This window comes from Phenylobacterium sp., from assembly GCF_036563385.1.
Classification (GTDB): domain Bacteria; phylum Pseudomonadota; class Alphaproteobacteria; order Caulobacterales; family Caulobacteraceae; genus Phenylobacterium.
Genome location: NZ_DATCML010000011.1, coordinates 418490 through 436230, shown reverse-complemented (window position 1 = coordinate 436230; position 17741 = coordinate 418490). Strand labels below are relative to the sequence as shown.

Sequence of the window (17741 nt, the reverse complement as noted above, 5' to 3'; positions counted from 1 at the left end):
ATGCCCACTCTAGACCTGCCACCCCTCGAGCTCTCGCGAGCCCGCGAGCTCGACGACGAGAGCCTGATCCGCATCATCATGCAGTACCATGACGCCCACGTGCGGGACCTGATGACCGCTCTGGAGCTCGCGCAGGCGGTGAGCGCGCGCCACGCCGATTCGCCCGACCTGCCGGCGCGCCTGCCCGAGCAGATCGCTGACCTGCTGGAAGACCTTCGCGGCCATCAGGCGCGAGAGGAGTCGGTGCTGTTCCCGGTGATTCTCTGCGGCCGGGGCGAGACCCTGCGCTACCCGATCGCCGCGCTCGGCACGGACCACGACACCGTGCAGGTGCGGCTGGAGCAACTGGTGCGGCTCACCCGCGACTACACCCCGCCCGAAGGCGCCTGCGCCACCTGGCGGCGGCTCTACGACGTGTGCCGCAAGTTCGATCGCGAGCTGCGCGAGCATGTTCAGCTTGAGGAGCGCGTGCTTTTTCCGCGGTTCGCCTGAAGAAAACCGCGGAATTTGTGCTGGCGCAAAGTCGGCGCCCCAGACCGGCGGTAGGTTACTCAAGTAAGGCGGTCGAGCCGCCATAGATGACCTCAAGGGTAAGACAATGCTCAAGACTTTCCTGGCTGCCGGCGCCGTTGCCGGACTTCTGGCTGCCGCCGGTCAAGCCGGGGCCGCCGAGATCCAAGTCAAGATGCTCAACAAGGGTGCGCAAGGCGCGATGGTGTTCGAGCCCGCCCAGGCCAAGTTGAAGCCCGGCGACACCGTCCGGTTCATCCCGACCGACAAGGGTCACAACGTCGAAACGATCAAGGACATGCTGCCTCCGGGCGCCGAGCTGGTGAAGAGCCCGCTCAGCCAGGAGATCGTGGTGAAGTTCGCCAAGCCCGGCGTCTACGGCTTCAAGTGCACCCCGCACTGGGGCTTCGGGATGGCCTTTGTGGCCAAGGTCGGCGAGGGCCCGAACCTGGCCGCCGCCGAGGCCGCCGCCACCAAGGCGCCGCCCATGGCCAAGAAGCGCCTGACCCAGAGCTTCGCCGCCATCAGATAAGGCGACGGTGAAGGCCGAAACCAGAAGGGCGCGACGGTTGCGGGTCGCGCCCTTCTTCGTTGTGCGAGCCGCTGCAGCGCGCCGAGCGCCTGCGTCAGGGAGGTCAGTCGCCGCCCTGCTCGGCGATGTCCAGGAGGACGTGCAGCTTGCGCACCACGATGTGCCGCCGCGAGCTGGCGGTGATCTCGCGCTCGTCCCAGGCCGACAGGGTGCGGCTGACCGTGTGCAGGGTGGAGCCCGCCATCTCGGCCAGCTCCTGGCGGGTGATCGGGAAATCGATCTCGATGCCTTCGGCCGTCCGCCGGCCGGCCTGGCGGACCAGGCGCACCAGGGCCCGGGCTATGCGTTGTTCCACCTTCTCGCCGGAGAGTTCGCCGACGCGGTGCTGCAACTCGAACAGGCGGCTGCCGGCCGAAGCCGCAGAGCGGATCGCCACCTGCGGGAAGCGGGTCATCAGCTGGCGCATCACGGCGACCGGCCAGTAGACCTCGGTGCTGTCCAGCACGGCGACGGCGTCGGCCGGAAACGGCTTGTCCATCAGGGCGGCGACGGTGCCGTACATCTCGCCCGGGCCGATGAAGCGGATCACCGACTGCCCGCCGTCCGGGCGGGTCTGGACGATCTTCACCCGGCCCTCCAGCAGGGTGTGGCAGGTGGTCCCGGGATCGCCCTGGGAGAACACCACCTTGCCCTGCGGCAGGCGTCGCACGACGCCCGCCTGCAGCACCTCGCGGCGCCCGGGGGCGTCGAGCACGTCGAACATGTCGGCGCCTTCCAGCAGGGCCGGGTCGAGCTCGACGGTCATGGGCGGTCGTCCTTCTGGCGGAACGCGGGTCCGGCTCGACTAGCGGACGCGGCCTCCACCGTCGCCCTGGGGGAAATACTTAGGGGTGCGCCCCGAATTCTCCGGCTTGGCCCCCTCGCGTAACGGGAAACGGCAACGACGCCCGGGACCGCCATGACCGCCACCGCCACCCAGCTCCGCCACGCCAGCCGCAACCTGCCGCGCTACACCAGCTATCCGACCGCCCTGGCCTTCCAGCCGGCGGAAGGCGCCGACGCGCCGCTCGGCTGGTTCGCCGACGTGGACCCGGCCGACGTGATCTCGGCCTATGTGCACGTGCCGTTCTGCCGTCGGCTCTGCTGGTACTGCGGCTGCCACACCACGGTGGCGCACGAGTACGACCGGATCGACAGCTTCCAGCAGATCCTGGATCGGGAGATTGACCTCGTGGCGCGCGCGCTCGGCCCGCATGCCGGGGCCGCGCACCTCCACTTCGGCGGCGGCAGCCCCAATTCCCTTTCGCCCGAGCACTTCCTGAAGCTGGTGACCAAGCTGTCCGACCGGCTGCGCCTGCGGCCGGGCGCGGAAGTGGCCGTCGAGCTCGACCCGGCCCTGCTCTCCGACGAGTTCGTGGACGCGCTGGGCGAGGGCGGCGTGACCCGCGCCAGCCTGGGCGTGCAGACCTTCGATCCCGGCGTGCAGGAGAAGGTCAACCGCATCCAGCCCTTCGAGAAGGTCGCCGCCTCGGTCGAGCGCCTGCGCGCCCGCGGCATCGCCGGCCTGAACTTCGACTTGATGTACGGCCTGCCGGATCAGACGCCCGAGAACGTCACGTCGTCAGTGGAGCTGGCGCTGCGCCTGCGCCCGGACCGGGTGGCCGTGTTCGGCTACGCCCACGTGCCCTGGATGAAGAAGCATCAGGTGATGATCAAGGAGGCCGACCTGGCCGACGTCGCCGGACGCTGGGAGCAGGCTGACGCCGCCGACCGGGCGCTGACCGCCGGCGGCTACGTCCGCATCGGCCTCGACCACTACGCCCGGCCCGAGGATCCGCTGGCGCGCGCCCAGGCGGCCGGCCGCCTGCGCCGCAACTTCCAGGGGTACACCGACGACCCGGCCCCGGTCCTGATCCCGGTGGGCCCGTCCTCCATCGGCCAGTTCCGCGAGGGCTTCGTACAGAACGCCATCGCCACCGACACCTGGAGCGCGGCGATCCGCCAGGGCCAGCTGCCGCTCGCCCGCAAGCTCGTCCTGTCGCCGGAGGATCGGCTGCGCGCCGCCGTCATCGAGCGGCTGATGTGCGACCTCGCCGTGGACGTGGAGGCGGTCTGCCTAGACCACGGCTTCGCCGCCGACTCGCTGGACGAGTCGCTGCGCGGGGCGGCAGAGGCCGCCGCAGACGGCCTCTGCCGGGTCGATGGCCGACGCATCGTCATCCCGGAGGACGCGCGGCGTCTGATGCGCGTGGTGGCCGCCTGTTTCGACGCCCGGCTGCCGGTCGCTCAGACCCGCCACGCCAAGGCGGTGTGACGTCTCGCCACAGTATTGATCAAGAAGAGCCCGGGGTCCCCCGGGCTTTTTTTGTGCTCGGGCGCAGGAATTTGCGCTGGCTCAACGAAGATCGGCGGCCCCCGGGCGATGGAAGGGTCTCGGCCGATCTGGGGAGAGTCCCGCCGGCCGCTGGGGAAACGAGATGAACACCCGAAGATTATGGTTGGTCCTCGCCCTTGTGATGGCGGTGTCCTTCACCGCCCTCGGGCTGATGGGACGGGAGATTTATCGCCAGGCGCCGCCGATCCCGGCGCGCGTGGTCGAGCAGGCGTCCGGCGCGGTGCTGATGACCCGCGAGGACATCCAGAACGGCCAGCTCGCCTGGCAATCGATGGGCGGCCAGCAGAGCGGCTCCATCTGGGGCCACGGCGGCTACGTCGCGCCTGACTGGTCCGCCGACCAGCTGCACCGCGAGGCGGTGGCGCTGCTCGACATCTGGGCCAATCGCGAGCACGGCGTCGCCTACGCGGCGCTGAAGCCCGAGCTGCAGGGCAGCCTGCAGGCGCGCCTCAAGGCCGAGATGCGCACCAACACCTACGACCCCGAAACCGGCGTGATCACCGTGTCCGCCGACCGGGCCGCCGCCATGCGGCAGGTGAAGGCGCACTATCTCGAGCTCTACAGCGACGGCCCGGCGCTGGAGAAGCTGCGCGAGCAGTATGCGATCAAGAACGCCGCCGTGCCGGATCCGGCGCGCCGCGAGATGATCGCCAACTACTACTGGTGGTCGGCCTGGGCCGCCGGGACGAACCGTCCCGACGACACCGTCACCTACACCTCCAACTGGCCGCACGAGCCGCTGATCGGCAACGTGCCGTCGTCGGCCAACATGGTCTGGTCTATGGCCAGCATCATCCTGCTGATCTTCGGCGTCGGCGCGCTGGTCTTCTGGCACGCCCGCACCAAGCAGGAGGACCACGTCAAGCCGCCGGCCGGCGATCCCCTGGAAGGCTTCAAGCCGACGCCCTCCATGAAGGCTACCGGCAAGTACTTCCTGACGGTCATCGGCCTGTTCCTGCTGCAGGTCGGCCTCGGCGCCGTCACCGCCCACTACGCGGTGGAAGGCCACGAGTTCTACGGCGTGCAGATCTCCGACATCATCCCGTACGCCGTCACCCGCACCTGGCACACCCAGCTCGCCGTCTTCTGGATCGCGACCGCCTGGCTGGCCACCGGCCTCTACGTCGCTCCGATGATCTCCGGACACGAACCGAAGTTCCAGCGCCTGGGCGTCAACGTGCTCTGGGCCGCCCTGGTCTTCGTGGTGCTGGGCTCGATGGCCGGCGAATGGCTGGGCGTCCAGCAGGTCTTCGACATCCACACCAACTGGTGGTTCGGTCACCAGGGCTGGGAATACGTCGACCTCGGCCGCTTCTGGCAGACCCTGCTGTTCGTGGGCCTGATGCTCTGGCTGGTCCTGGTCAGCCGGGCCCTGTGGCCCGCCCTGCGCACGCCGTCCGAGAGCAAGCCGGTCCTGGCGGTGCTCTTCATGTCGACCATTGCGATCGGCATGTTCTACGCCGCCGGCTTCATGTGGGGTAAGCACACCCACGTCAGCATGGTCGAGTACTGGCGCTGGTGGATCGTCCACCTGTGGGTGGAAGGCTTCTTCGAGGTCTTCGCCACCGCGGTGATCAGCCTCCTGCTGGTGAACCTCGGCCTGGTGCGGGCCAAGACGGCCAACGTGGCGGTCCTGTTCGGCACCATCGTGTTCCTGTTCGGCGGCGTGCTGGGCACCGCCCACCACTGGTACTTCGCCGGCACTCCGGTGTCGGTGATCGCGGTAGGCTCGGTGTTCTCGGCCCTGGAAGTCGTCCCGCTCGCCCTGATCGGCGCCGAGGCCTTCGAGAACTGGCGGCACACCAAGGCCGCGCCCTGGGTCAGCGCCTACAAGTGGCCGATCCTGTTCTTCGTGGCCGTCGCCTTCTGGAACCTGCTGGGAGCCGGCGTCTTCGGGTTCATGATCAACCCGCCCGTCAGCCTCTATTACATCCAGGGGCTGAACACGACGGCGACCCACGCCCACGCCGCGCTCTTCGGGGTCTACGGCATGCTGGGCATCGGCCTGCTGCTCTTCTGCTTCCGCGGCCTGGCCCGCAAGGAAGCCTGGAGCGACGGCCTCCTGAAGGTGACCTTCTGGTCGCTGAACGGCGGCCTGGCGATGATGCTCTTCATGTCGCTGCTGCCGGCCGGCGTGGTCCAGGCGCTCGCCAGCATCGAGCACGGCTACTGGTACGCCCGCTCGCCGGACGTGATCCACTCGCCGCTGATGGAGACCCTGGTCTGGCTGCGGGTGCCTGGGGACATCGTCTTCAGCGTCGGCGCCTTCAGCCTGGCCCTCTTCGCGGCCAAGCTCCTCATCGGCGGCCGCAAGCAGCCGATCGTGGAAGAACCCAAGGTCGAGCCGCTGCCAATCGCGGCCGAATAGGCGAGGGGGGCTTCGCCGTTCGGCCACGCGACAGGGCCGGGCTCACGCCCGGCCCTGTTTGCGTGCGGGCAGATCATCAGTTTACGGCGCCCGCTTGAGCTAGGACAAAGCGGCCCCGCCCGCCGCGGCCTAACACGGATCTCGACAGGAGAACGCCCGTGTTGATGCTGCAGTCTTCCATTCTCCGCCACGCCTCAGTGGCGGCCCTGCTCACCGCCTCCGCCCTGGCCGCCGGCCAGGCCCGGGCCGCCGAGGCCGCGCCGCAGGACACGGCCTTCGAGGTGGGCGAGCTGGTGGTCACCGCCATGCCCTACGCCGCCCAGTCCACCGCCAACGTCTTCACCTCCATCGACCGCCTGTCGCCCGAGCTCATCGAGCGGCAGAACGTCGACAACGCCTGGGAGCTGTTCGGCCGCCTGCCCGGCGTCCTGCTCACTGACTTCAACCAGGGCACCAGCTCCGGGCGGTTCTCCATGCGCGCCTTCAACGGCGAGGGCGAGATCAACGCCGTGAAGCTGCTCATCGACGGCGTCCCGTCCAACAGCAACGACGGCGCGCCTACCTTCCTCGACGCGGTGTTCCCTCTGGAGATCGAGAGCCTGGAGACCGTGCGCGGCACGCTCGACCCGCGGGTCGGCCTCTACGCCATCGCCGGCAGCGCCGCGATCCGCACGCGCTCCCGCGGCGACTACGTCGACCTGCGGACCGGCGTCGGCTCCTGGGGAGCCCGCGAAGCGCAGGCCGCGGCGGGCCACCGCTTCGGCCGGCTGCAGGAGAACGTCTTCGCCGGCTTCCGCGAGAGCGACGGCTACCGCGACCATGCCCACCTGGAGCGGCGCGGCCTTTCGGGCAAGTGGACGTACGACCTGGGCGGCGGCGACAACCGCCTGACCGCCAGCGGCCGCTACTACGAGGCCGAGGCGCAGGAGCCGGGCTACCTGACCCGCGCCGACGCGCGCGCCACGCCGCGCCGCTCCTATGTCACCTCGGCCACCGACGGCGGCGAGCGGACGCTCTCCCAGTTCGCCCTGGCCTATGCCGGCTCCCCGCGAGCCGGCGTCTCGGCCGATCTTGCGGTCTACGCCAACAGCTTCGAGGACACCCGCTTCGTCCGCTTCTCCGCGGCCGTGGCCCAGCAGGAGAGGGTGGCGGACGAGGCCCAGCGCGGCGTCCGCGGCGCGATCCGCTGGGAAGCCCCCGCCGGCGCCCTGCACGGGCTGACCCTCGAGGCCGGCGGCGAGGTCCAGCGCCAGGAGGTGGTCAGCCGGCGCTACCTCACCGATGGGCGCATCCGCACGCGCCAGACCCGCGACCAGAGGTACGACCTGGAGAACGCAGGGGCCTATGTGCAGGCGGTGGTGGAGCCCACGGCGACCCTGAAGCTGATCCCCGGCTGGCGCGTCGACCGGATCCACGGCGACTACCTCGACCGCCTGACCGGCGTGCGCGCCGAGGCCTATCACTACGGGGCGATCCACCAGCCGAAGTTCAGCGGCATCTGGACCCCCACGCCCAACCTCATGCTCTACGGCAACTGGGGCCGCACCTTCCAGATCGGCGTGGGCTCCGGGGCCTACCTGATCCCGCCGAAGACCGCCCAGCTCGAGCCCTCGATCAACGACGGCTGGGAGCTGGGGGTGAAGCACACCTACGCCGAGCGCTGGCAGGGCCGGGTCGCCTACTGGGAGCAGACCGCGTCCGGCGAGGTGAAGCGCCGGCTGAACGACCCGCTGGGCGACTCCGAGAACCTCGGCAAGACACGCCGCCACGGCCTCGACATCCAGGCCTCCTACGCCGTGACGCCCGACCTGCAGGTCTGGGGCGCCCTGACCTTCCAGAAGGGCGTGGTCGAGACGCCGGATCCGGCCCTGCCGCAGGCCCGCGGCAAGCAGATCGACCACGTGCCCACCAGGCTCGCCTCGGGCGGCGTCGACTGGCAGGCGACCGAGGCGCTCAGCCTGTCCCTCTCCGCCCGCGCCCAGAACGCCTACTACCTGGAGCCCACCAACAGGACGCGCCGCTTCGGCGACTTCGTCCTGGCCGACGCCGAGGCCACCTGGCGGCTGTCCAAGCGGATCGACATCCAGGCGCAGGTGAAGAACCTGGGGGACGGCAGGTCGGAATACGTCTGGTGGGACGGGACCCAGACCCTGCATTCGCCCGGCGAGGCGCGGTCGTTCCACCTCGCCCTGATGGCGCGCTTCTGATCGGCGCGCTAGGGACGGCGGCATGAAGCCGGCCCGCGCCCAGGTCGTCCGCGGATCGTCCGCCAGCCTGCGCGGTCGGCTGCGCCGGTGGGCGGGCCTCGCGCACCTGTGGCTGGGCCTCTCGGCCGGCCTGGTGTTCGCCGTCGCCGGCGTCACCGGCGCGCTGCTGGTCTTCTACGTGGCCGCCGACACCGCCATCCACCCGCAGCTCAGGGCGCTGTCCGCAGAGCCGCCGCCGGCCGCCTATGAGCCGATCCTCCAGGCGCTGCAGCGGCATGCGCCTGACGGGCCCGGCGCCTGGCGGATCGAGGTCACCGAGCACGGCGGCGCGGTGCCGGTGCGCTACTACGACCCGCCAGAGACCCGCGGCCGGGGTTTCGCGCCCCTGATGGTGTGGGTGGATCCCGCCCGCGGCCAGGTGGTTCGGGAGGCCTTCTGGGGCGAGTACCTCGCCACCTGGATTTACGATCTCCACTACGCCCTGCTGCTCGGCGACCTGGGCAAGCAGCTGCTCGCCGCCATCGGGGTGCTGGTCCTGGTGCTGCTGGTGGGCGGCGTCTGGCTGTGGTGGCCGCCGCGCGGAAAGCTGCGCTCCGCCCTGACCCTCAAGCCGGCCGCCACGCCCCAGCGTCGGATCTACGACCTGCACAAGGTGGCCGGCATCTATGGGGTCGTCCAGCTGGCGATCCTGACCCTCACCGGCGTCGCCCTGGGCGCGCCGGACTGGGTCCGCCCTGGCTTGCAGGCCCTGGGACCCCTCTACCAGGCGCCGAAGCCCGCTTCGGTCCTGCCCGCCTCGCCGCAGCGGATCAGCGTCGACGTCGCGGTGGTCCGCGCCCGGGCGGTCTTCCCGCAGGCGCGGCTCGCCTGGATCGAGACTCCCGCCAGCCCGACCGGCGTGTACCGCATCAACCTGCAGCAACCCGGCGAGCCCAGCCGCCGCTTCCCGCGCACCAACGTCTGGATCGACCAGTACTCCGGCGCCGTGCTGGCGGTGCGCGATCCCCGGCGCGAGGCGGCCGGCGACGTGGTGCTGAACTGGCTGCACGCCGTCCATAGCGGCGAGGTTGCGGGGCTTGCCGGGCGGCTCCTGGTCCTGGTCTCAGGCGTGGGCGCCGCCGCCCTGTTCGCGACCGGGTTCGTCCGCTTCCTGCACAAGCGCCGCGCTCGTATCCTCGCGGGCCGCACGGGACGGCGCGCCGGGTTTGCGCTGGCGCAACGAAGCCGCCGCCCGACCGCCGCAGAGTAGGCCTCCCACCAAGGAGGTTCCCATGACCTGGCGACTGGACCGGCTGACGCGAGACGCCCGAGCCCTCGACGCGGCCGTGCGCGCCGAGACCGCGCGGCCGCTGCCCGACAGCCTCCGGATCATGGAGCTGAAGCGGCGCAAGCTCGCCACCCGCGATGAGATCGCCATGCTCGACGCCGGGCTGATCAGCCGCAACTGAGCCGGCGCTCGTGCTGATCTTCAGCGAGCGCACGCCCAACCCCGACGCGCTCAAGTTCAGCCCGCACCGCCGGCTGACCGACGGCCGCGGCTGGAGCTTCGAGCGCGCGAGCGCCGCCGCCGTACGCTCGCCGCTTGCCGAGGCCCTGCTCCAGCTCGCCGGCGTCGCGCGCGTGCACATCGGCGAGGATTTCGTCACCGTCGCCCGCCGTCCGGGCGGCGAGGACTGGACCACCCTGCGGATCCAGGTGATCGCCGCCATCGCCGACGTGCTGGGCGCCGGCCTCCCGGCGGTGGTCGCCCCCGACGGCGAGCCCGTCGCGGCCAGCCAGATCGAGGACGAGATCCGCCAGGTGCTGGGCGCCTACGTCCGCCCCGCCGTGGCCCAGGACGGCGGCGACATCGTCTTCGAACGCTTCGAGCCGGAAGCCGGGACACTGTGGGTGCGGATGGAAGGCGCCTGCGGCGGCTGCCCCTCCTCGCGCCGCACGCTGAGGGACGGGGTTGAGCAGATCGTGCGCCGCTACGTGCCCGAGGTGGTGCGGGTGGAGGAGGTCGCCGCCGGGGCGGAGGCGTCCAGGGCCCCGGCCTGGAAACGCTGGCTGCAGGCCGCAGGGGAGGGGGCCGGACCCCGGCGTCCGGTGTTCCGCCACAACGGTCGCGTCGTGCGGGATTGACGGCGCGCAACGTCGCGCCCGTGCATCGGGCGCAGGCTGTCCGTCGGGCGCGCGGTGCGCCCTTAGCAGACGGACCGAACCCATGGACTTCAGCCCCTCGGCCCAGCAGCTCTTCTGGCGCGACCGGGTGCGCCAGTTCATGCTGGCCCACGTCTACCCCGCCATCCCGACCTACCAGGAAGAGACCCGGCGCGAGGGCGCCGCACGGTGGACCGAGATCCCCATTGTCGAGGCGCTCAAGGCCCGCGCCTACGCCGAGGGTCTCTGGAACCTGTTCCTGGCGCCGTCCGAGCACGACGACGACGACTACCGCGGCGCCGGGCTCAGCAATCTCGAGTACGCGCTTTGCGCCGAGGAGATGGGCCGGGTGGGCTTTGCGTCGGAGGTGTTCAACTGCTCCGCGCCGGACACCGGCAACATGGAGCTGCTGCACCGCTACGGCACGGCCGAGCAGAAGGCCCGCTGGCTGCGCCCCCTGCTGGACGGGGAGATCCGCTCGGCCTTCCTGATGACTGAGCCGGACACCGCCTCCTCGGACGCCACCAACATCCAGACGGCCATCCGGCGTGACGGCGACCATTATGTGATCAACGGCCGCAAGTGGTGGTCCTCGGGCGTCGGCGACCCGCGTTGCAAGGTGGCGGTGGTCATGGGCAAGACCGATCCGGACGCGCCCCGCCACGCCCAGCAGACCCAGATCCTCGTGCCCATGGACACCCCGGGGATCGAGGTGGTGCGCATGCTGCCGGTGTTCGGCTACGACGACGCGCCCCACGGCCACGCCGAGGTGGTGCTGCGCGACGTGCGCGTCCCGGCCGAGAACGTCGTCCTGGGCGAGGGCCGTGGGTTCGAGATCGCCCAGGGCCGGCTCGGCCCCGGGCGCATCCACCACTGCATGCGCACCATCGGGGCCGCCGAGGTGGCCCTGGAGAAGATGGTCGAGCGCCTGCTGTCGCGGGTCGCCTTCGGCAAGCGCCTGGCCGACCAGTCGGTCTGGGAGCAGCGGATCGGCGAGGCCCGAATGGACCTGGAGATGACGCGGCTGCTCTGCCTCAAGGCCGCCGACATGATGGACAAGGCCGGCAACAAGGCCGCCCAGCTCGAGATCGCCATGATCAAGGTGGCCGCCCCGCGCACCGCCCTGAAGATCATCGACGACGCCATCCAGGCGCATGGCGCGGGCGGGGTGTCGGACGACTTCGGCCTCGCCAAGGCCTATGCCGGCGTCCGCGCCCTGCGCATCGCCGACGGGCCTGACGAGGTCCACCTGCGGGCGATCGCCCGGCTGGAGTTCGGGCGTCAGCCGGAGCGGATGGCCGCCTGGCGGGCGCGCCCGGGGCAGCCCATGCCGGCCTGACCGCCGCGCCGGATCCAAAGGAGCCCGCCGCCGGATCCCGGCGGCGGGCTTTTTCATGGCCTCAGCCGAAGAGCGCCTTCCGCTTCAGCAGCATGGGGGCGTAGGCGATGGCGAAGCCGGCGAAGGCGGCTGACCACAGCGTCACGGAGCCGACCAGGAGAAGCGGCTGGGCCGCGGGGACGAAGGGCGCCGCCACGCGCATCACCGCCGCCGCCAGTATGGCGAGGTAGATCCCCAGCGTGGCCCGGTCGGCGGCGAGCGGCCGGCCGCTGTGGCCGCGGGTGGCGCGGGTCATCACCGCGAGGGTCATAACCCCGATCGCCCCAGCGGTCAGCGCATGCACCCCCGCCGAGCGTGGAACCTCGGAGGTGAGCACCGTGGCGCCCAAGAGGCCGAGGCCGATCCCGAGCCAGCCGTACCCGAGGTGCAGAATCCACAGCAGCGGCTCGGGGCGCGTAGCCCAGCCCTGCCAGCGGCTCAGGCGAACGAGGTTCAGCAGGCCGGCGGCCAGCAGGATCCACCCGCTCGCGGTGGAGTCGGGCGCAAACGTCCAGGCCAGCGCCCCGGCCGCGGTGGCGGCCAGCGCCGCCTTGTCGGGAAGGCCGAACGCGGCGGGCTCGGCAGGCGCCTTGCGGGCCTTCAACCAGTTGCGGGTGAAGCTGGGCGTGATGCGACCGCCGATCAGGGCCAGCAACAGCATCGTGGCGGCGAGCGCCACCCGCTCGCCCAGGTAGGAGTAGCCCAGCACGCCGTTCAGGTGGAACGCCACATTGCCCAGCGCCAGCAGGCTGACCAGGCCGCAGACGGGCAGGTTGCGCCAGTTGCCGCCGGCCAGCACCTCGCGCCAGATCACCCCGGCGAACACCAGCAGGAAGGCGCTGTCGATCACCGGGGCCGCGGGACCTATGGCGAACTCGAGGAGCATGGCGACGCGCCCTGCGACCCAGAGCGCCACCAGCCCGCCCAATGGCGCGCCGATCACCGGCATGCGCCCGGTCCAGTTGGGCACGGCGGTGGTCAGGAAGCCGGCGACGATCGCCGCCAGGAAGCCGAACAGCATCTCGTGTACGTGCCAGTCGCGGTGAGCCGCCAGCTCGGAGCCTGACAGGTACATCCAGACCCAAAGCGGCGCGGCCAGGGCGGCCCAGACGGCGCCGAAGAAGAAGAAGGGGCGAAAGCCGAAGCTGAGCAGCGCCGGCCCCGTATAGGCGCGGCGTGCGGCGGCGGTGGCCATGGGGAGATCCTCTCGACACAGGGGAGCCGCACGCGGCTCCGTCACTCCCGTCTAGCGCCGCACGGCGGCGGGCTCCTTGTTTGGGCGCAAAGATCGGGGAACCCGCCCCACCTCCGGCGAGTCCTCCTGCTGAACCGACGGAGGACGACATGGCGGAAGCCGACACCCCGAACCAGAAGCAGCGTATCGGCGGCGGTCCGGAAGAGGACCGCAGCTTCGACGCCAAGCACGGCGCCCAGGGCGCGCCCAACGGCGCCCCGCGCGACCGCGGTTCGCGCGAGGGCGACCCGGACGCCGACAGTGTCATGCCGGGCCGTGAATTCGGCGCGGGCGGTCAGGTCGACGACGGCCCGGACGAGACCGCCGGGGCCGGCACAGGCGGCGGCTAGGCGCGCCGCCGGCGACAGGCGGTTGTCACCCGCACGCCGATGCGCCTACGGATAGGTGGCCGGGGCCTGATGCTCCGGCTTGCGAGGTTGCGGGACTATGGACGGGGTCCTGATCACCGGAGCGAGGGATGGGGCGCAGCCGCGCGTCTCCGCGGTCGTCTGCGCCTACAACGAGGCGGCGCGGATCGCTCGCGTGCTGGCGGTGCTGGCCGGCCATCCCCGGCTGCACGAGGTGATCGTCGTCGACGACGGCTCCACTGACGCCACAGCGGCCATTGTCGCGGCCCATCCGGGGGTGCGGCTGATCTCCTACGCGCCGAACCGCGGCAAGGCCCACGCGCTCGCCCAAGGCGTGGCCGCGGCCTGCGGGGACTATCTGCTGCTGGCTGACGCCGATCTCAGCGGGATGGATGCGGGCCACGTGGACGCCCTGGTGGAGCCGGTGCTGAGCGGCTGGGCCGACGCCACGCTCAGCCTGCGCGCCAACACCCTGTGGCTCTACAGCCTGATCGGCCTGGATTTCGTCTCGGGCGAGCGCGTGCTGCCGGCCTGGCTGCTGCGCGAGGCGCTCGACGGCCTGCAGGATCTGCGGCCGTGGGGGGCCGAGGCCTACATCAACGACCTGATCATCCGCGAGCAGCTGCGGATCGCCGTCGTCGACTGGCCGGACGTCCGTCATGCGCCCAAGACCGAGAAGGTCGGGCCGCTGAAAGGGGCGGTCGAGGACCTCAAGATGATCCGCGACGCGGTCACCACCCTCACCCCCCTGGGGGTCGTGCGCCAGAACGTCTCGCTGCTCCGCCTCAAGACGGCTGGCGCCCGGCCGCCGAGCTAGTGCTCGATGAAGCTCTTGAAGCCGCCGAAGATCATCCGTTTGCCGTCGAACGGCATGCCGGCGGGGTCCATCTTCAGCCGCTCGTCGGCCATGACCTTGGCGTTGATCTCGTCACGGGCCTCGCGGCTCTCGTAGGTGATCCAGGAGAACACCACCACCTCGTCGTCCTTGGCCATCACGGCCCGCGGAAAGGACGTCAGTTCGCCGTAGGGCGTGTCGTCGCCGATGCATTCCACGTACGACAGCGCGCCGTGCGACATCCAGACCTCGCCGCCCAGGCGGGCCATCTCGCGGTAGGCGTCGAGCTTGTCCTTCGGAACCGCCAGCACGAAACCATCGACATAGGGCATGTGAGCCTCCTTCTCGTCTCCGTCGGTCCCTAGGACGTGCGCGGGGCGGCCGATCCGACACCGGGCGTCGGAAAAAGTGAAGGCTGGCGAACTGGATCGGCCCTGGGCGGATTGGAGGGAAATGGCCGGCCCCCCGCGCGAGCGCACCCTGGACGCCACACTCGCCCTGCTGCGCGAGGGCTATGGCTTCATGGCCCGGCGCCAGGCGGCGCTCGGCTCCGATAGCTTCCGAACCCGCCTCATGGGCGGCCAGGACGTGCTCTGCATCAAGGGTGAGGCCGCCGCCGAGTTCTTCTACGCGCCGGACCGGTTCACCCGGAAGGGAGCGCTTCCGCCCACCACCCTGCTGTCCCTGCAGGACCTCGGCAGCGTCCAGCGCCTCGACGGCTCGGCCCATCGCTGGCGCAAGCGGCTGTTCCTGCAGGTGCTCTCGCCGCCGGCGGTGACGCGCCTCGGCGACCTGTTCGACGCCGAGTGGGACGCCCGCGCGGCCCTGTGGCGCGAGCGCGGGGAGGCGACCCTCTACGTCGAGATGGGCCAGGTCCTGACCCGCGCGGTCTGCACCTGGGGCGGCAGCCCCCTGGGCGACCATGAGGCGGGCCGCCGCGCCGCCGAGTTCCAGGCGATGATCGAAGGGGCCGGCGCCGTCGGTCCGCGCAACTGGAAGGGCCTGGCGCTGCGCAGCCGCACCGAGCGTTGGGCGCGCCGACAGGTGGCGGACGCCCGGGCCGGGACCCACGCGGACAGCCCGCTGGCGGCGGTGGCCTTCCACCGCGACGAGGCCGGCGAGCTGCTGCCAGAGCGCACCGCGGCCGTGGAGTACCTGAACCTGCTCCGCCCCACGGTCGCCGTGGATCGCTTCGTGGTGTTCTGCGCCATGGCCCTGCACGACCAGCCCGAGTGGCGCGAGCGCCTCGCGGGGGCCGACGGGGCGACCTACGCCGCCTTCGCCCAGGAGGTGCGTCGTTTCTATCCCTTCTTCCCCGCCGTCGGCGGCCGAGCCCTGCAGCCGTTCGAGTGGCAGGGGAAGCGTTTTAAGCGCGGCGCCTGGGTGCTGCTCGACACCCACGGGACCAACCGCGACCCCCGCGCCTGGCGCGAGCCGGAGCGGTTCGATCCCGGCCGTTTCCTGCGCGACGAGGCCAACGCCTTCAACTTCTGCCCCCAGGGCGCGGGCGACGTGAGCACAGGCCACCGCTGCCCGGGCGAGGCGGCGGTGGTCGAGCTGATGGCGCGCGCCACCCGCCGCCTGGTCGCCATGGCCTACGAGGTTCCGCCGCAGGATCTCTCCATCGACGCCGGCCGCATGCCCGCGATTCCAAAGAGCCGCTTCGTCATCCGCCTTGGCCGTTGAGCCCGCCCGCCGCTCGGCCCTATCCTAGGGGCAACCCCGGCGCAGACCGGACCAACGGGAGGGAAGACATGCAACTTCGAACGAAATTGGCGCTCGGCGCTCTCGCGGCCGCGGCGTGGACCGCGCCGGCCGCCGCCAAGGACATGGCGGGCGTCGCCTGCGCCAACCCGCCGCCGGCCCGCTGCGTGGGCGAGGCCTGCGCCACAGGCGGCGCGCTCGCCGACCTCGGCAACGCCACCGACGCCAAGACCGGGCGCAAGTTCTTCCTCGACTACCCCTGCGACCTGAAGCCGGGCGAGAAGTTGGTGTTCATCCTGAACCTTCATGGGGCGGGCTCGGTCGGCAACTGGCAGCGCCACTACTTCCCGGCGGCCGACTACAAGGACAAGCACCGCCTGGTGGTCGCCACGCCCACCGCGGCGACCCTGGGGACCATGGGCTCGGGTCCCGGCGTCCGGCGCTGGGACGCCGCGGCCGACGACGAGCACCTGAAGAACATCACCGAAATGGTCCTGCAGGGCTTCGGCCGCTCGAACATCAAGAGCTTCTGGCTGGCCGGCCACAGCCAGGGCGGCTTCACCTCGGCCCGGATCGTCTGCAACGACTATTTCAAGGACAAGGTCGACGGCTGGCTCAGCCTCTCGGGCGGACGCGTCGGCCAGGCGCCCTTCGTCGCCCAGTTCGGCCCGCCGCTGGCCGACGGCTCGCCGCCGCCCGCCCGCGCCCGGCCGCCGATGCCGAACACCCCGCCGGCCTGCGACTTCTCCCACATCTTCACCGTCGGCCAGTACGAGATCGATGCGCTGCCCACCACCTCGCCCTTCGCCGAGCGGTTCGGCTGCGGTCCGCGCGTGCGCCGCCAGGACATCGTGGACGACAAGCCCGGCTACGTCTGGGACTACGCCCGCGCCGGCTACCGCGTGTGGGGCACGAAGGCGCGGCCGGGCAGGGCGGAGGCCTATGTCTTCCCCAACTGCCGCGACGGCCGGGTCGTGGCCGACGTGGTGCGGATGGACAAGGGCCACACCGAAGGGCTCGAGCCCAAGGTCACCGAGGAGCTGGTCAAGCTGATGGTGCAGGCCCGCGGCGGCAAGCTGCAGCAGGCCAACGCGGCCGACTGAGCGCGCGGCAGGACGCCCGGCGTGGGGCGGGTTGACCCGGCGGTCGGCCCGTCCCACACGGTCGCCCGTGTCCGCCCCCACGCCCAACGTCGCGCTCGGCATCGCCTACCGCGTGCTGGCCATGGCCTGCATGGCCTGCCTGTCCGCCCTGGTGAAGTGGACCGGGTCGCGGGGAATCCCGGTCTTCGAGATCATCTTCTTCCGCAACGCCTTCGCCTTCGTGCCGCTCGGCCTCTACATCTGGCGAACGACCGGCTTCGAGGTGCTGAAGACGAAGCGTCCGGTGGGTCACCTGGTCCGCTCGGCCGTGGGGCTCACCGGCATGGTCTGCGGCTTCTCGGCGGTGCAATACCTCCCGCTCACCGAGGCCACGGCCCTGCAGTTCGCCTCGCCCCTGTTCATGACCGCGCTCTCCGCCCTGATCCTGGCCGAGCCGGTGGGCCGTCACCGCTGGGGCGCGGTGATCGTGGGCTTCGTGGGGGTGCTGATCATGGCCCGGCCGCAGCCCGGCCACTTCAACCTGCCCGGCGTCAGCTTCGGCCTGATGAGCGCGCTCGGCGCGGCCGGCGCCATGGTGGCGATCCGCCAGATCGCCGCCACCGAGCGCGGCCCGACCATCGTCTTCTACTTCACCCTTGGCGGTACGGTGCTGGGCCTGGTGGGCTCCACCCTGGTCGGCTGGACCGCGCCCGACCCCATGACGCTGGCGCTGCTTGTGGTCGCCGGCCTGATCGGCGGCGTCGGCCAGCTGTTCCTCACCGAGGCGCTGCGCGTCGCGCCCGTGGGCGTGGTCGCGCCGTTCGACTACACCCAGCTGGTCTGGGCTGCGGTGATCGGCCTGCTGGTCTGGGGCGAACTGCCCCGGTTCACCACCCTGGTGGGCGCCGTCATCGTCGCGGCCAGCGGCGTCTACATCCTGCACCGCGAGATGCGCCGCTTCCGCGCCCCCGATTGACACGGCCCGG

The 17741-nt window shown here is 71.2% G+C and carries 17 protein-coding genes; 14 read left to right on the top strand and 3 right to left on the bottom strand.

Features of this window, described 5'->3' with window-relative positions:
• Both VIL67_RS10260 and VIL67_RS10255 read left to right on the top strand, forming a co-directional pair.
• The gene (locus VIL67_RS10260) at positions 1-492 is read left to right on the top strand and encodes a hemerythrin domain-containing protein (RefSeq protein WP_332048784.1); all 492 of its coding nucleotides are present in this window, start codon (positions 1-3) and stop codon (positions 490-492) included.
• 193 nt (positions 493-685) lie between these two features.
• Positions 686-1042: a pseudoazurin gene (locus VIL67_RS10255; protein ID WP_332048783.1), complete on the top strand. Its 357-nt coding sequence runs from the start codon at positions 686-688 to the stop codon at positions 1040-1042.
• Between the two features lie 103 nt (positions 1043-1145).
• Here the strand turns inward: VIL67_RS10255 and VIL67_RS10250 are convergent, their stop codons facing one another.
• The gene (locus VIL67_RS10250; RefSeq protein WP_332048782.1) at positions 1146-1847 is read right to left on the bottom strand and encodes a Crp/Fnr family transcriptional regulator; all 702 of its coding nucleotides are present in this window, start codon (positions 1845-1847) and stop codon (positions 1146-1148) included.
• A gap of 153 nt (positions 1848-2000) precedes the next feature.
• On the opposite strand from VIL67_RS10250, the gene hemN reads away from it, so the two are divergent.
• From hemN to VIL67_RS10215, 7 genes are all read left to right on the top strand, one after another.
• Positions 2001-3356, top strand: a complete 1356-nt coding sequence (gene hemN, locus VIL67_RS10245) for an oxygen-independent coproporphyrinogen III oxidase (protein ID WP_332048781.1) — start codon at positions 2001-2003, stop codon at positions 3354-3356.
• Between the two features lie 184 nt (positions 3357-3540).
• Positions 3541-5805 (top strand): nitric-oxide reductase large subunit, encoded by a 2265-nt coding sequence (locus VIL67_RS10240; RefSeq protein WP_332048780.1) that lies wholly within the window; start codon positions 3541-3543, stop codon positions 5803-5805.
• A gap of 164 nt (positions 5806-5969) precedes the next feature.
• The gene (locus tag VIL67_RS10235) at positions 5970-8012 is read left to right on the top strand and encodes a TonB-dependent receptor (RefSeq protein WP_332048779.1); all 2043 of its coding nucleotides are present in this window, start codon (positions 5970-5972) and stop codon (positions 8010-8012) included.
• 22 nt (positions 8013-8034) lie between these two features.
• Positions 8035-9261, top strand: a complete 1227-nt coding sequence (locus VIL67_RS10230) for a PepSY-associated TM helix domain-containing protein (protein ID WP_332048778.1) — start codon at positions 8035-8037, stop codon at positions 9259-9261.
• A gap of 22 nt (positions 9262-9283) precedes the next feature.
• Entirely contained in the window at positions 9284-9460 is a 177-nt protein-coding gene (locus VIL67_RS10225; protein WP_332048777.1) for a YdcH family protein, read from the top strand.
• 10 nt (positions 9461-9470) lie between these two features.
• The gene (locus VIL67_RS10220; protein ID WP_332048776.1) at positions 9471-10136 is read left to right on the top strand and encodes a NifU family protein; all 666 of its coding nucleotides are present in this window, start codon (positions 9471-9473) and stop codon (positions 10134-10136) included.
• Positions 10137-10218: 82 nt separating this feature from the next.
• Positions 10219-11493, top strand: a complete 1275-nt coding sequence (locus VIL67_RS10215; RefSeq protein WP_332048775.1) for an acyl-CoA dehydrogenase family protein — start codon at positions 10219-10221, stop codon at positions 11491-11493.
• 61 nt (positions 11494-11554) lie between these two features.
• Here the strand turns inward: VIL67_RS10215 and VIL67_RS10210 are convergent, their stop codons facing one another.
• Positions 11555-12727 (bottom strand): NnrS family protein, encoded by a 1173-nt coding sequence (locus tag VIL67_RS10210; protein WP_332048774.1) that lies wholly within the window; start codon positions 12725-12727, stop codon positions 11555-11557.
• Between the two features lie 149 nt (positions 12728-12876).
• On the opposite strand from VIL67_RS10210, the gene VIL67_RS10205 reads away from it, so the two are divergent.
• Entirely contained in the window at positions 12877-13116 is a 240-nt protein-coding gene (locus tag VIL67_RS10205) for a hypothetical protein (RefSeq protein WP_332048773.1), read from the top strand.
• 97 nt (positions 13117-13213) lie between these two features.
• Complete coding sequence (locus VIL67_RS10200; RefSeq protein WP_332048772.1) at positions 13214-13951, top strand: glycosyltransferase family 2 protein; 738 nt, start codon at positions 13214-13216, stop codon at positions 13949-13951.
• On the opposite strand, the gene VIL67_RS10195 is transcribed toward VIL67_RS10200, so the two are convergent.
• Positions 13948-14301: a DUF1428 domain-containing protein gene (locus tag VIL67_RS10195; protein WP_332048771.1), complete on the bottom strand. Its 354-nt coding sequence runs from the start codon at positions 14299-14301 to the stop codon at positions 13948-13950. The genes VIL67_RS10200 and VIL67_RS10195 overlap by 4 nt on opposite strands.
• Before the next feature lie 121 nt (positions 14302-14422).
• On the opposite strand from VIL67_RS10195, the gene VIL67_RS10190 reads away from it, so the two are divergent.
• The 3 genes from VIL67_RS10190 to VIL67_RS10180 all read left to right on the top strand — a co-directional run bounded on the left by VIL67_RS10190 (position 14423) and on the right by VIL67_RS10180 (position 17731).
• A complete protein-coding gene (locus VIL67_RS10190) occupies positions 14423-15655 on the top strand; it encodes a cytochrome P450 (protein WP_332048770.1) in 1233 nt (410 codons plus the stop codon).
• Positions 15656-15723: 68 nt separating this feature from the next.
• Entirely contained in the window at positions 15724-16776 is a 1053-nt protein-coding gene (locus VIL67_RS10185; protein ID WP_332048769.1) for a hypothetical protein, read from the top strand.
• 67 nt (positions 16777-16843) lie between these two features.
• On the top strand, positions 16844-17731 hold the full coding sequence (locus tag VIL67_RS10180) for a DMT family transporter (RefSeq protein WP_332048768.1): 888 nt from the start codon (positions 16844-16846) through the stop codon (positions 17729-17731).
• Positions 17732-17741: the final 10 nt, after the last annotated feature.